The organism is Pseudomonas sp. ASL4 (assembly GCF_056680395.1).
In genome coordinates this window covers 6,144,080-6,158,139 of record NZ_CM155280.1, presented here as the reverse complement: position 1 = coordinate 6,158,139, position 14,060 = coordinate 6,144,080, and the positions used below count along the sequence as shown (strand labels likewise).

The window sequence follows — 14,060 nt, the reverse complement described above, 5'->3', positions numbered from 1 at the left end:
ACATGTGTTGAATGTGAATCCGCTTTCGCGAGCAAGCCCGCTCCCACAGGGGGATCCGGGTTACTTCCAGATATGGATCGGCCAGTTGGCCTTTTGCGCGTGCTCCAGTAAAACCGGGTCCGGGTTGACCACGTGCGGGAAATCCACCTTCAGCAGCAACGGCAAGTCATTGCGCGAGTCCGAGTAGAAACTCGCGCCTTCAAGGTTCTCCTCTTCAGCATCCAGCCATTCCAGCAACCGGGCGATCTTGCCTTCGCGGTAGGTCAGGGTGCCGACGGTATGGCCGCTATATACGCCATGCGCGACTTCCAGTTCGATGCCGAGAATCTCGTCGATCCCCAGGCGATCAGCAATCGGCCGGACCAAGTGCGTGCCCGAGGCCGAGATCACCAGGATCCGGTCACCGGCCTTGCGGTGGGCGGCGATGGCTTTGGTCGCATCGCTGAAGATAATCGGTTCGATGAAGTCTTCCACCCACGGGCCGACCAAGTGGTCGACCTCTTCCGGCGTGCGGCCGATCATCGGCTCCAGGCTGAAGGTCATGTAGTCCTCCATCCGCAGTTTGCCGTGGCTGTAGGCGTCCATCAGTTCGTTGTTCTGCCGCATGAACGATTCAGGATCGACCCAGCCCAGCCGGCCCATCTGTTCGCTCCAGAGGGTGGCGCAGTCGCCGTGGATCAGGGTTTCGTCCAGATCAAAAATTGCCAGGGCCATCAGTGCAGTTCTCTCTTCAACATCAGCAAAGGCATCAGGCTACCTCACACAGGGCCGTTGGATCGATGGAAAGTGCCAGGCGCTGACCATCGGGATGCAGATCGGCCGCCGAGCGGTTCAGCACATCCACCACCAATTCCACGCCACGGGCTTCAACCCGATAGCGAATCACGTTGCCCAGCAAGCTGTGGCTGCGGACCTGCGCATCGAGCTCGCCGTTGAGGCTCAGTTCGATGGCTTCCGGGCGAATCGCGATGCGCCCGCTGATCGGCCGTTGCAGCAGTTTCGTCGCGCTGTCGGCATCCAGCAGGTTGTAGTTGCCGATGAAGCCGGCGGCAAAGACATCGATTGGCGCGGTGTAAAGGGTTTCGGCATCGCCGCTTTGTACGATCTTTCCCTGATTCATCAGGAAAATCCGGTCAGACATGGTCAGGGCTTCTTCCTGGTCATGTGTGACGAAGATCGTGGTCAGGCCGAGTTCGCGCTGGATTGCGCGGATCTGTTCGCGCAAGTGCTTGCGAATCCGCGCATCCAGGGCCGACAACGGTTCATCCAGCAGCAACAGTCGCGGCCGGGTGACCAGCGAACGGGCCAGCGCAACCCGCTGGCATTGGCCGCCGGACAGTTGATGCGGATAGCGGGCGGCGAAGTCGTTCAGCTCCACCAGTTTCAGCACTTCGGTAACGCGCCTGTGACTGTCGTCAGCGTTGACCTTTTGCATGCGCAAACCGAAGGCGACGTTCTGTTCCACGGTCATGTTCGGGAACAGTGCATAGCTCTGGAACACCATGCCGATCCCGCGTTTCTGCGGACTCAATGGCACGATGTCGACGCCATCGAGCAGGATCTTGCCGCCATCCACCGAGGTCAGCCCGGCGATGCAGCGCAGCAGCGTGGACTTGCCGCAACCGGACGGGCCGAGGAGGGTGACGAATTCACCCTTCTGAATTTCAGTGTTGATGTCGCTGAACACCGTGGTGCCGGCGTAGTTTTTCTGTAGGTGTTGGACGCTGACATAGCTCATTCGCTTTTGTCCTTGTTCAAGATATTGGCCGCCCAGGTCAGAACCAGCACGAAGAAGAAGTAGGAAATCACCAGTGCACTGGTGAAGTGGCCGCTGCTGTTGCGCATGTTGTTGAGGTAGACCTGCAGGGTTTCGTAGCGGGTGCCGACGAGGATGTTGGCGAACACGAACTCACCGAACAGGAACGAGAACGACAGCAGCAGCGCCACCATCAAACCTTTGCGCAGGTTCGGCAGCACCACCAGGAACGCCGCTTGCCAGGTGCTGGCACCGAGCAGTTGGGCGGCGTCCATCAGGTCGCGCAGGTTGATCGCTTGCAGGTTGTTGGTGATCGCCCGGTACATGAACGGCAGCGCCACGGTGAAGTAGCAACCGATCAGAATCCACGGCGTACCGACCATTGCAAACGGCCCGGAGCCATAGAGCTGCAGCAGCCCAACCGACGACACCACCGGCGGCACCGCAAAGGGCAGTAGGATCAGGATGTTCATCAGCGCATCCAGTTTGGGGAAGTGGTAATGCACCACAAACAGCAGCGGCAGAATGAGCACCACCGACAGGATCAGTGAGCCGACACACACCAGCAGTGACTGGCCAAACGCGTCGAGAAACCGCGGATCACTCCACAGCTGGATGTACCACTTGAAGGTAAAACCGCTGGGCAGAATGGTCGCCGACCAACTGCTGGCAATCGAGTAAATCAAGGTGCCGGCTAGCGGTAGCAACAGAATGGCAAACAGCAAATACACCACGACCCGGTGATAGACACCGACCGGGCCTAATTCAGCGCGAGACATGGTAGCTCCTCTTCAACAGCAGCTGATGCACGATGGTCACCAGGGTCATCAACGCCACCAGCACCACGGCCAGGGCACTGGCCATGTTCGGGTCCAGGGAAATATCGCCGGAGACCATCGCCGCGATGCGGATCGGCAGCACGTTGAAGTTGCCGGTGGTCAGGGCATACACCGTGGCGTAGGCGCCGAGGGCGTTGGCCAGCAGGATCACGAAGGTGCCGAGCAGCGCCGGGGTCAGCACCGGCAAACCGATGTGGCGCCAGAACTGCCAGCCACTGGCGCCCAGCAGTTCGGCGGACTCACGCCAGTCTTCGCGCAATGCGTCGAAGGCCGGATAGAGCAGCAGCACGCCCAGGGGAATCTGGAAGTAGGTGTAGAGAATGATCAGTCCGGTTTTCGAGTACAGGTTGAAGTCCTGAATGACCCCGGCCTGCTTGAGCATGATGGTGAAACTGCCGTTGAAGCCCAGCAGAATGATGAAGGCGAAGGCCAATGGCACGCCGGCAAAGTTGCTGGTCATGTTGGCGAAGGCGTTGACGAAGTTGCGCAGTTTCGAGTCGACCCGGCGCAGCGAGTAGGCGCCGAGCACCGCGATGATGATCCCGAACACGCTGGACCAGAAACTGATCTCCAGGCTGTACTGGATCGCCTGCAAATAGAACTTCGAATTGAAGATCTTGGTGAAGTTTTCGATGCCCCAACCGAACTCTTCCGATTGCACGCTGTTGATCATCACCCAGCACAGCGGGGCGATCTCGAACACGATAAAGAAAATCGCGAAGGGCACCAGGCATAAGGCTGCCAGCCATTTACCACGGGTCATGGCGTTCACTTGAGCAGCTCCTGGCACACAGGTTTGTCGTGGGCCACGCCCAGCAGTTCGCAGACGGTCCCGCAGATTTCCGTCTGTTTCGGTGCGGCGCCGGCGTTGAAACTGAAGGCGTCGCCGAGGACGAACAGCGGCACTTCGCGTTCCTCTGGCAACAGGCCGTTATGGGAGCGGTCGTTGTTCATGCCGTGGTCGGCGGTCACCAGCACCTGGTAACCGGCGTCGAGCCAGGTTTGCAGGTAGTCGGCCAGGATGATGTCGGCCGAGCGGGCGCTGTTGCGGTATTGCGGGGTGTCGAGGCCGTGCTTGTGCCCGGCGTCGTCGATATTCATGGGGTGTATCAACAGAAAGTTCGGTGCATGACGCAGGCGCAGGTTTTCCGCGTCGGCGAACAGGTGCGAGTCGGGGTAGTGATCGCTCCAGTAGAAATGCCCGTGCTGGATCGGCAGTTCCGGGTTGTCGGTGTGACGATCCCGAGCGGCCACGAACGGCGAACGGTTGTACAGCTCGCTGACCCAGTGATAGGCCGCCGCGGCGGTGACAAGGCCGGCGTCGCGGGCGTAGTGATAGATGCTGCGCTGGTTGGACAGGCGCGAGACGTTGTTGTGGACGATGCCGCTGTCGATCGGCGCAACGCCGGTCAGGATGCATTCATACAGCGGTCGGGACAGGGCCGGCAGTTCGCACTCCAGTTTGTAGAGCGCTGCGCGTCCTGCGCCGACGTAAGCCTGCAGGTGCCCCATGGCGTGGCGCGCGACCTCGTAGTTGAGGCCGTCGAGCACGACAAGGATGACGTTGTGCTTCATAGGGGCGATGACTCCGCAAAACAGGTAATTCGAAAAGCTCAGGTTTTACTCGGTCCAGTGTGGGAGCGGGCTTGCTCGCGAAGACGGTGTGTCAGTCAACACATGTGTTGAATGTGAAACCGTCTTCGCGAGCAAGCCCGCTCCCACATTAGATCCCCAGTGTTTGGGCTACCGCGTTATTGCATATTGATAATGACTTCTTCCTGCCACTTCTGAGGAAGGGCCTTGGAGGTCTTCTCCCATGCGTCGGCGTCTTTGATCGGCGTTACTTTTTTGTACTGCTCGTTCGGCAGCAGTTTGGCTTTCACGTCTTCCGGCAGGGTCAGGTGCTCGGCACGGATCGGACGGGCGTTGCCGCGCGCCAGGTTGGTCTGGCCGGCGTCGCTGAAGATGTACTCGCGGGTCAGCTTGGCGGCGTTCGGGTGCTTGGCGTATTTGTTGATGATGGTGGTGTAGCCGGAGATCACCGAGCCATCGGACGGGATCAGCACCACGTAGTCATCCGGGTTGGTCATCTTGGCCTTGTAGCTCAGGCCGTTGAAGTCCCAGACCACGCCCACTTCCACTTCACCTTTTTCCATGGTGGCGATGGTCGGGTTAGCCAGCGACAGGCGACCTTGCTTGGCGATCTCGGCAAACATCAGCAATGCAGGCTGGATGTTCTTTTCGTCGCCGCCGTTGGCCAATGCTGCGGCCAGGACGCCGTTGGCGGCTTGAGCGGCGGTGCTCACGTCGCCGATGGAGACTTTGTATTTGCCGGTTTTCAGGTCAGCCCAGCTTTTCGGGGCTTCGGAACCGTGCAGCAGTTTTTTGTTCACAATGAAAGCGATGGTGCCGGTGTAGGCCAGGGCCCAGTTGCCGTCCTTGTCTTTCGCCCAGTCCGGGACTTGCGCCCAGGTGGTTGGTTTGTACGGTTGGGTCACGCCTTGTTTGACGGCGATCGGGCCGAAAGCGGCGCCCACGTCGCCGATGTCGGCACTGGCGTTGTCTTTTTCAGCGGCGAACTTGGCCACTTCCTGGGCCGAGCTCATGTCGGTGTCGATGTGTTTCAGGCCATAGGTCTTGGCCAGGTCTTCCCAGGTGCCTTTCCAGTTGGCCCAGTCATCGGGCATGCCGACGCTGTTGACGGCGCCTTCCGCTTTCGCAGCGGCTTCCAAAGTTTTCAAATCCGTATCAGCAGCCATGGCGGCGGTGCACATGGCAATGGTCGAGCCTAACAGTGATGCCAGGAAAAGCTGTTTCATCCGAAGCTCCTTTGGGCGTTTTCAACGCTGCGATTGCGGTTGTGTTGGTCTAGGTCAGCAATACCTGAGCCAATTTAAGGGCAGTGGATGACACTTTCATGTCGGTCGTCGCCCAGCAGGACTTTTATTTGCCCGGAATTGGCGGGTGCCCGGTAAGCGTAGACCATGGGCAAAGGCCCGCTACGCAAGGGACTTGGCCGATGTATTGCAGGGTTTGAAAAGAATTTAAAGATGACCGTTGGGCAGCTGTCATCTCTCAGTCATCTGCACTGCCTAGGCTTGCAGAACGTTCGATAAGCGGGTTTTGCCACGCGGTTCTGCCCCGAAACAGTGCTGGTCTAGTCCAGATAGGTAACGTTGATGCGTGATGAGGCAACAAAAGCGGTGACAGCCATTGGCCAGGTCCTCCAGGAGCAGCTCGACCACGGCTTGCTGGCGGCTGGCAGCAAGCTGCCGGCCGAGCGCAAGCTCAGTGAGTTGTTCGGGACCACACGGATTACCGTGCGTGAGGCGTTGTTACAGTTGGAAGCGCAGGGCCAGATTTATCGCGAGGAGCGCCGCGGCTGGTTCGTTTCGCCGCCGCGCCTGGCCTACAACTTGATGCAGCGCAGCCACTTTCACGCGATGGTCAGTGCCCAGGGGCGAGTGCCGTCCACCGAGGTGATTTCAGCGCGTTTGCAGCCGGCGTCGGCGGCGGTGTGTGCCTGGTTGCAGTTGCCGGCGTTGTCGAGCGTGATTCAGATTTGCCGTGCGCGGCGCATCGACGGGCGTCTGGTGTTGTATGTGGAGCACTATTTGAATCCACAGTTTTTCCCGGGGATTCTCGAGTTTGATTTGAATCAGTCGATTACCGAGCTGTACGCGCGGCACTACGATTTGCACTACGGGCGGGTGCGGTTCGAGATCGTGCCGACGTCGTTGTCGGTGGATGCGGCGGCAGCGCTAAGGGTGTCGGTGGGGAGTCCGGGGTTGCGGATTGCCCGGGTCAATTATGATCAGCATGAGCGGCTGATCGACTGTGATCTGGAGTTTTGGCGCCATGATGCGATTCATGTGGGTGTCGATGTGGTTTGACTGACCCTGTTATCTGCGCGGCCGTGGCGACCCCTTCGCGAGCAAGCCCGCTCCCACAGGGGACTGCATTCCAACTAATGAAATGGCTCCCCCCGCCGCCCCCTGTGATCACCCACTAAGCTTTCACAGGGGGCTCATCGGAGACCGTTGCCATGAACAAAGTAGCTATTGTCGCCATCGATCTGGGAAAACACACCTTTCATCTGCATGCACAAGATGATCGTGGTCATGAGCTTTACCGCAAAAAGTTTAATCGGGCGGCGCTCATCCAGCATCTGGCCAATCTCGAACCCTGCACCGTTGCGATGGAAGCTTGCGGCGGAGCCCACTTCATGGCGCAGGAAGTCTCAAGACTGGGGCATATACCCAAACTCATTGCTCCGCATCTCGTGCGTCCGTATGTGAAAAGCAACAAGAACGACTTCGCTGATGCCGAAGCGATCTGCGAGGCTGCAACTCGTCCAACAATGCGCTTTGTGCCGCCTAAGAATCAGGCTCAGCAGGCGCTGGCCATGCTCAACTCGACACGTGATTCGTTCATCAAAGAACGTACTGCTACCGTCAATCGGATTCACGCAGCCCTCCTGGAAGTCGGAATCAGCTTGGCCCCAGGCTTCAAGTCCATCAAAGATCTTCCAGCGCTGCTTGAAGCGCATCCACTTCCCGATTCCATCAAAAAACTACTGACCAGGCTGCGTGAGCACTTCAATTACTTGCACGAGCAGGTCAAGGCTTTGGATAAGGAAGTGGAGTGCCAAGCCGCTGAAGATGATCTGGCTGTTCGCTTGATGACGATGCCGTGTGTCGGCCCGATCACCTCCAGCGTCCTGGCTGCCGAGTTGGGCGATGGCAAACAGTTCAAGTGCGGCCGAGGCTATTCGGCCTCGATCGGGCTAGTGCCCAAACAACACTCCACGGGCGGAAAAACCGTACTTTTAGGCATCAGCAAGCGGGGTGACCGAAACCAGAGACGTCTGCTGATCCAGTGTGCCCGCGTCTATCTGATGCAGTTGGATCGACAGAAAGGAGCGCTGGCGGACTGGGTCCGACGGCTATGGGACAACCATCACTCCAATCATGTGGTCTGCGCACTGGCCAACAAACTGGCGAGAATCGCCTGGGCGATTGCAGCACACCACACCGAATTCGATGCGGGGCCAGGCGCGATGAACGCCTGACCCCGCTGTCACCCGAGCACCACCCACCTGGTTTGCGATGCTGGATAACAGATGACGTGAACGGCCAACCGGCCTGACGAAAACCCTGAGCTCCCACACGGCTGAAAGGCCGTCCAAGTAATTAGGATCGCCGGGCATCGATTCTCATCAAGGCGCGAATGGACCAACCTCCACTCAGACGCCGGATAGATGAAAGCAAGCCAAACACATCATCAAAAACAGTATTGCAGAAAAGGGGGGAACCATAGATGTGGGAGCGGGCTTGCTCGCGAAGACGGCCTGACCGCCAACCCGAATTTGTGACTGTTATTCCTTTTGTGGGCCGCCACCGGCCGTGACCACCTGCACACTCATCCGCGGCGTCGCCAGGTCCAGCCCGGCCTCATCCAGATGCCGCTTGAGCGACAAGTTAAACGCCCGTGAAACTTCCCACTGCTTGATCGGCGCCGTCTTGAACCGGGCGCGAAGAATCGCACTGCCGGACTCGAAGCTTTCCACACCCTGAATCTCCAGCGGCGACCAGATGTTGCGTCGTTGCAGCGGATCGGTGCGCATCTTCTGCCCGACTTCGCGCATCAGTTTGATCGCGTCGTCGATTTCCATGTTGTAGGGCACCGCCACCCGGAAGATCGCGTAGCCGAATTCCCGGGAGTAGTTCTTGATGCTTTTGATTTCGCTGAACGGGATCGTGTGCACGATGCCGTCGATGTCCCGCAGACGCACGGTACGGATGGTCAGGCCTTCGACGGTGCCGAGGTGGCCGCCGACATCCACGTAGTCGTCGATGGCCAGCGAGTCTTCAATGATGATGAACAGCCCGGTGATCAAGTCCGCGACCAGCGATTGCGCACCAAAACCAATCGCCAGGCCGATCACACCGGCACCGGCCAGCAGTGGCGTGACGTTCATGCCCATGTTCGCCAGCGCGACGATCAACGCAATGATAAAGATCGCCACGAACAGCACGTTGCGGATCAGCGGCATCATGGTCTGCGCCCGGGCATTGGCCAGGCCTTTGCGCGAGCGGGTGAGGGCGTGATGCACCGCGGTGTCGCTGAGGATCCAGATCAGCCAGGCGAAAATCAGCGTAAAGGCGAGGCTGAACAGTTTGACGCTGACGTCATGGCCTTCGCCTTCGGTGAAGGCAATCAGTGACATGCCCCAGACCCGCAGGCCGAGTTCGATAAACACCAGCCACACAAACAGATGGGCGAGGGTGTAGCAGAAGCTTTTCAGTCGCTCGGAATACAGTGCGTGACGCTTGATGGTCCGTTGCGGTTTGAGCGAGTGCCGGCGTACCAGCCCGTTGATGACCATGCACAACACCAGCAGCACGGTGCAGATCAGCGACTGGCGCAACGCGGTGCTGGTGTCGCCCGCCGAAATGAACGTGGCGAACAGCGAAATGCACACCAGCACCAGCGCCGGCACGTACCAGAAGGTGCCGAGGATATCGATGGTGTCGCTCAGGGCGCGGCGGGTCAGGCGGCGGGACAGTGGCTGGTTGCGGATCAGGTGAGCGATGGGCCGGCGGAAGCGCAGGATGAACAGCCCGGTGGACAGCGCCGCCAGTACGTTGGCGATGGTGGCGGCAGTGTGTGCCAGGTGCACACCAAGACTGGCGACCAGGCGCGGGTCGTTCAGGGCTTCGCCAAACGCGGCGAAACTGCCGATCAGCCACAACGGCCGGAAAGCCTGATGACGCAGGATGTACAAGGCGCGATGGCGGTGCGGGCCGTCGAGCACGGAGAAGGCAATCACGCAGATCGCCGAAAAACAGGTGCCGACCACCAACGCGTACGCCAGCACCATCGCCAGGCTTTTGCCCAATGACGAAGGCAGTGCGTAAGTCATATAAACCGTCATCACCAAGGCAATCAGCCACGGCCCGAGTTTGCGCAAGGCAAAGCGCAACATGTCGAGGGCCTTGGGGTGTTGCGGCAGTTCTTCGGTCAGGCCGAAGCGCATGCGCACCCGATGGCCAAGCCAGATCAGGGCGGCGGCCAGCAGGCTCCAGACCATCAGGATCATGGCGAAGGCAAAGATGATCGGCAGCCACTCATTGGCCGGCATCATCAGGGCCGACAGTTCATCCTTGGCCAGACCGAACTCTTCAGACCAGCGGGTGAGTGGGCTGTCGGCACCGGAAAATTGCTTTTCGAAACTGCTCAGGGTACCGCCGATCAGTCCGAGAACACCGACCTCGGTGGCCGGCTGGGCCTGTTTGGTGACGTCGCGCAGTTTCTTCAGGTCTGCCAGCAGTTTGGTCCGCTGCTGATCGTTTTCCAGGGACTTGATTACTTCGTCCAGGGATTGCCCCAGCGGTTCCTGGGCTTCGGGCTGGGTTTTCGCCGAGTTGCTGAGCAGCCCCGGCAAACTGACCGCTTGGGCAGGCGCCATCGGCAGCAGCGTCATCAGGCAGATTAGGAGGAAACACGGCAGGGCGAAAAGACGAGCGAACACTAGGCGGTCAACCTTAGGAAGAGCGGATCGGCCGAGTGTACGAGCCCGTCAAAATCAATGCGAGCCAGGCGCACGGATTTATTCGTTGAGCTTGGCGAGGATCTTGTAGACCACGGTGGCGAGGATCACCAGCATGCCGACCCACATGGCGAAGACGCCGGCGTTCTTGTCACGAAAGTTAAAGCCGATTGCCAGCATGATCATCCCGGCGAGAATGGGGATGAGCATGGCGTGGAACGAAGACATCGAAATCATGGGTGACTGCCTTGTCGTGGGGGATATTTAAAGTTTAGGTCGATTTCGAATCGTAGGAGCTGCCGAAGGCTGCGATCTTTTGATTTTGCTTTTTAAAGGCAAGATCAAAGGATCGCAGCCTCGTTTCCCTCGACAGCTCCTACCAGCTCCTACAGGGGCTATGGAAGCTCGTGGCAGGCGTAGAACGCGCTCAGCACTTTGACCAGGTGAGCCAGGTCGTGGCTGCCGCACAGTTCACGGATCGAGTGCATGGCGAAGGTCGGCAGGCCGATGTCCACGGTGCGCACGCCCAAATGACTGGCGGTGATCGGGCCGATGGTCGAGCCACAGCCCATGTCGCTGCGCACCACGAAGCTCTGCACTGGCACTTCTTCGGCCATGCACAGATGGCGGAAGAACCCGGCGGTTTCGCTGTTGGTGGCGTAACGCTGGTTGCTGTTGACCTTGATCACCGGGCCGGCGTTGAGTTTCGGGCCGTGGTTGGCGTCGTGTTTCTCGGCGTAGTTGGGGTGAACGCCGTGGGCGTTGTCAGCCGAGACCAGCAGGGATTTCTGAATGGTGCGTACGAATTCATCACCTTCGGGCAGCACGCGACGCAAAGTCTGCTCCAGCATCGGGCCGTCAGCGCCGCAGGCCGAGCAGGAACCGACTTCTTCGTGGTCGTTGGCCACAAACACGCAGGTTTCGTCGGTTTCGGTGGTCAGCAACGCTTGCAGGCCGGCGTAGCACGACAGCAGGTTGTCCAGGCGTGCGCCGGCGATGAAGTCGCCATGCAGGCCAATGACCGCCGCACTTTGGGTGTCGTAGAAGCTCAGCTCGTAGTCGAGCACCACATCGGCGTTGAGGCCGTGTTCGCGGGCGAGTTGGTCGGTGAGCACGGCGCGGAAGTCCACGCGCTCGTCACCGGCAAATTGCGCGAGGATTGGCGGCAGCTCGGTCTGGGCGTTGATTGCCCAACCCATGTTGGCTTCACGGTTGAGGTGAATGGCCAGGTTCGGGATGGTGGCAATCGGTGCCTTGAAGTCGATCAACTGGCTCTCGACCTTGCCGTCACGGCGGAAGGTCACGCGGCCGGCCAGGGACAAGTCACGGTCAAACCACGGTGCCAACAGCGCGCCGCCATAGACTTCGACGCCCAGTTGCCAGAAACCCTGGCGTTGCAGCTCGGGTTGCGGCTTGACCCGCAGGCACGGGCTGTCGGTGTGAGCGCCGACCAGGCGGATGCCGCCGTGCAGCGGAGAATGGCGGCCCATCTTGAAGGCGACGATCGAGGAGTCATTACGGGTGACGTAGTAACGACCGTTGTTTTCGATGGTCCAGGGCTCACGCTCATCAAGACGCGAAAAACCCGCCGCTTCCAGACGCTGAACGAGGCTGGCAGTGGCATGAAACGGGGTAGGGGAGGCCTTGAGGAAGTCGATCAGGCCTTGGTTCAACTCTTCGCGCATAAGAAACTCCAGACAGCAATGGGCGGGAGTTTAACGTATTGAAAGCGCAAAGTGCGGGGCGGGCACCGCACTTGTGCTGTGGGAAGTTTAGTGTGGCGAGGGAGCTTGCTCCCGCTCGGCTGCGTAGCAGTCGTAAAACCTGCACGCGCGGTGTGCCAGACAGAATGACATTGCTGGTTTTGGGGAGCGCTTCGCGCTCCAGCGGGAGCAAGCTCCCTCGCCACAAAAGCCCCTTCACCACAATAAACCATTCATTACCCGTCAGAACGGTGCAGGGCACTCAAAGCGCAAACGCTCACCGCTTTGCGGGTGGGTGAAGCTGAGCATGCTGGCGTGCAGGCACAAGCGTGGCCAGGCAGCCAGGGCTTGTTCGTGAGCGTAGAGCCCGTCACCCAGCAGCGGATGACCGATGGACAGCATGTGCACGCGCAACTGATGGGAGCGGCCGGTGATCGGCGTCAGTTCGACGCGGCACCAATCGCCGCAACGCTCCAACACACGCCAGAAGGTCAGGGCATTCTTGCCGAACTCGTGATCCACCACATGCCGAGGCTTGGTCGGCGGGTCGTAGCGCAGGGGCAAGTCGATGCTGCCGCTGTCCAGTTCCGGCTGACCCCAGCACAGGGCGGTGTAGGCCTTTTCGGTTTCACGGTCGTGAAATTGCCGAGACAATTCGCGATGGGTGTCCGGGTCACGGGCCAGCAGGATGATGCCCGAGGTTTCCCAGTCCAGCCGATGGACGATTCGCGCTTCCGGGTAGCCGTTTTCTTGCAGACGGGTAATCAGACAGTCCTTGTTGTCATCGGCCCGGCCAGGGACAGAGAGCAACAGGGTCGGTTTGTTCACCACCAGAACGGCATCGTCTTGATGGATGATGTGAACGTTGGACAACGGCATTAAAACAGCCTCGTAACAAACGCCAACGGCGGCTCAGAACCCTCGATGTCCAATGTAGGAGCTGCCGAAGGCTGCGATCTTTTGATTTTGCTTTTTAAAACAAGATCAAAAGATCGCAGCCTTCGGCAGCTCCTACAAAGGCCCGAAGGGATCTGAGCCGCCGTGGCTCCTGTCTGACCGACTAGCGATCCGGCAGGGTGATATTGAGTTCCAGAATCGAGCAGCTACCCTGGTTTTCCAGGGCGACGTGCACGTCATCGGACCCGATATTGACGTACTTGCGGATCACTTCCACCAGTTCCTTCTGCAAGGCTGGCAGGTAGTCCGGCGTACTGCGCTGGCCGCGTTCATGCGCCACGATGATCTGTAGACGCTCTTTCGCTACCGACGCGGTGCTGACCTTTTTGCTGGCACGAAAGAAGTCAAAAAGATTCATTATCTACCTCCAAACAGGCGCTCGAAGAAGCCCTTCTTCGTAACATCGAGGAAACGATGCTCCACGGTTTTGCCCAGCAGACGATCGACCGCATCGCTGTACGCCTGACCGGCGTCGCTCTGGTCGTCGAGAATCACGGGCACGCCCGAGTTGGAAGCTTTCAGTACCGCTTGGGACTCCGGAATGACGCCTAGCAGGGTCACGGCCAGAATCTCTTTAACGTCTTCGACGCCAAGCATTTCGCCGTCGCTGACGCGTTGCGGGTTGTAGCGGGTCAGCAGCAGGTGTTCCTTGATCGGCTCTTCGCCGTTCTCGGCGCGGCGCGATTTGCTGGCCAGCAGGCCCAGCATGCGGTCCGAGTCACGTACCGAGGACACTTCCGGGTTGGTCACGACAATCGCTTCATCAGCGAAGTACATGGCCAGGTGAGCACCTTTCTCGATGCCGGCCGGGGAGTCGCAGACCACGAATTCGAAGTCTTCTTTCAACGCCATCAGGACTTTTTCCACGCCTTCGACAGTCAGCGCGTCTTTATCGCGGGTCTGACTGGCGGCCAGTACGTAGAGGTTTTCCAGGCGTTTGTCTTTGATCAGGGCTTGTTGCAGGTTGGCTTCGCCGTTGACCACGTTGACGAAGTCATACACCACGCGACGCTCGCAACCCATGATCAGGTCGAGGTTACGCAAACCGACGTCGAAGTCGACGATAACTGTTTTGTGACCGCGCAGAGCGAGGCCGGTACCGATAGCGGCGCTGGTGGTGGTCTTACCCACACCACCCTTGCCGGATGTAACCACGAGAATCTTGGCCAAGGTGTTTCACCCCTAAGGAAAAAGGACATTTAGCCCCTGAAAAACATCTCTTGAAAAACTACTGCAGTCGGACAGCCTTGGCT

At 59.2% G+C, this 14,060-nt stretch carries 14 protein-coding genes; 2 read left to right on the top strand and 12 right to left on the bottom strand.

Translation table 11 applies throughout. The annotated features are described in order from the left end of the window. Positions 1-60: 60 nt before the first annotated feature. The 6 genes from AC1MEW_RS28125 to AC1MEW_RS28100 form a co-directional block, all read right to left on the bottom strand. On the bottom strand, positions 61-714 hold the full coding sequence (locus tag AC1MEW_RS28125; protein WP_201201945.1) for an HAD family hydrolase: 654 nt from the start codon (positions 712-714) through the stop codon (positions 61-63). A gap of 34 nt (positions 715-748) precedes the next feature. Beyond that, positions 749-1,738, bottom strand: coding sequence for an ABC transporter ATP-binding protein (locus tag AC1MEW_RS28120; protein ID WP_323570334.1), 990 nt, complete (start codon positions 1,736-1,738; stop codon positions 749-751). After that, positions 1,735-2,535: an ABC transporter permease gene (locus AC1MEW_RS28115; RefSeq protein ID WP_008005677.1), complete on the bottom strand. Its 801-nt coding sequence runs from the start codon at positions 2,533-2,535 to the stop codon at positions 1,735-1,737. Before AC1MEW_RS28115 ends, AC1MEW_RS28120 begins: the two co-directional genes overlap by 4 nt. After that, positions 2,522-3,358 carry an ABC transporter permease gene (locus tag AC1MEW_RS28110; RefSeq protein ID WP_201205184.1) on the bottom strand — a complete coding sequence of 279 codons (837 nt, stop codon included), beginning with the start codon at positions 3,356-3,358 and terminating at the stop codon, positions 2,522-2,524. Before AC1MEW_RS28110 ends, AC1MEW_RS28115 begins: the two co-directional genes overlap by 14 nt. Before the next feature lie 5 nt (positions 3,359-3,363). Next, complete coding sequence (locus tag AC1MEW_RS28105) at positions 3,364-4,170, bottom strand: alkaline phosphatase family protein (protein ID WP_480424393.1); 807 nt, start codon at positions 4,168-4,170, stop codon at positions 3,364-3,366. A gap of 176 nt (positions 4,171-4,346) precedes the next feature. Next, a complete protein-coding gene (locus tag AC1MEW_RS28100) occupies positions 4,347-5,414 on the bottom strand; it encodes an ABC transporter substrate-binding protein (protein WP_201255948.1) in 1,068 nt (355 codons plus the stop codon). Positions 5,415-5,774: 360 nt separating this feature from the next. On the opposite strand from AC1MEW_RS28100, the gene AC1MEW_RS28095 reads away from it, so the two are divergent. Further along, entirely contained in the window at positions 5,775-6,488 is a 714-nt protein-coding gene (locus tag AC1MEW_RS28095; protein ID WP_201201950.1) for a UTRA domain-containing protein, read from the top strand. A gap of 152 nt (positions 6,489-6,640) precedes the next feature. Continuing rightward, the gene (locus AC1MEW_RS28090) at positions 6,641-7,666 is read left to right on the top strand and encodes an IS110 family RNA-guided transposase (RefSeq protein ID WP_201256610.1); all 1,026 of its coding nucleotides are present in this window, start codon (positions 6,641-6,643) and stop codon (positions 7,664-7,666) included. Positions 7,667-7,972: 306 nt separating this feature from the next. Here AC1MEW_RS28090 and AC1MEW_RS28085 read toward each other — a convergent pair whose 3' ends face one another. The 6 genes from AC1MEW_RS28085 to minD form a co-directional block, all read right to left on the bottom strand. Continuing rightward, entirely contained in the window at positions 7,973-10,129 is a 2,157-nt protein-coding gene (locus tag AC1MEW_RS28085; RefSeq protein WP_201255947.1) for a mechanosensitive ion channel domain-containing protein, read from the bottom strand. Between the two features lie 78 nt (positions 10,130-10,207). Beyond that, complete coding sequence (locus AC1MEW_RS28080; protein ID WP_201201957.1) at positions 10,208-10,384, bottom strand: hypothetical protein; 177 nt, start codon at positions 10,382-10,384, stop codon at positions 10,208-10,210. A gap of 158 nt (positions 10,385-10,542) precedes the next feature. After that, a complete protein-coding gene (locus AC1MEW_RS28075; RefSeq protein ID WP_201201958.1) occupies positions 10,543-11,832 on the bottom strand; it encodes a M18 family aminopeptidase in 1,290 nt (429 codons plus the stop codon). A 261-nt stretch (positions 11,833-12,093) separates the two neighbouring features. Beyond that, entirely contained in the window at positions 12,094-12,729 is a 636-nt protein-coding gene (locus AC1MEW_RS28070; RefSeq protein ID WP_201194812.1) for an RluA family pseudouridine synthase, read from the bottom strand. A gap of 181 nt (positions 12,730-12,910) precedes the next feature. After that, complete coding sequence (gene minE / locus AC1MEW_RS28065) at positions 12,911-13,165, bottom strand: cell division topological specificity factor MinE (RefSeq protein ID WP_007898843.1); 255 nt, start codon at positions 13,163-13,165, stop codon at positions 12,911-12,913. Next, complete coding sequence (minD, locus tag AC1MEW_RS28060) at positions 13,165-13,977, bottom strand: septum site-determining protein MinD (protein WP_150631077.1); 813 nt, start codon at positions 13,975-13,977, stop codon at positions 13,165-13,167. Before minD ends, minE begins: the two co-directional genes overlap by 1 nt. Positions 13,978-14,060 lie beyond the last annotated feature (83 nt).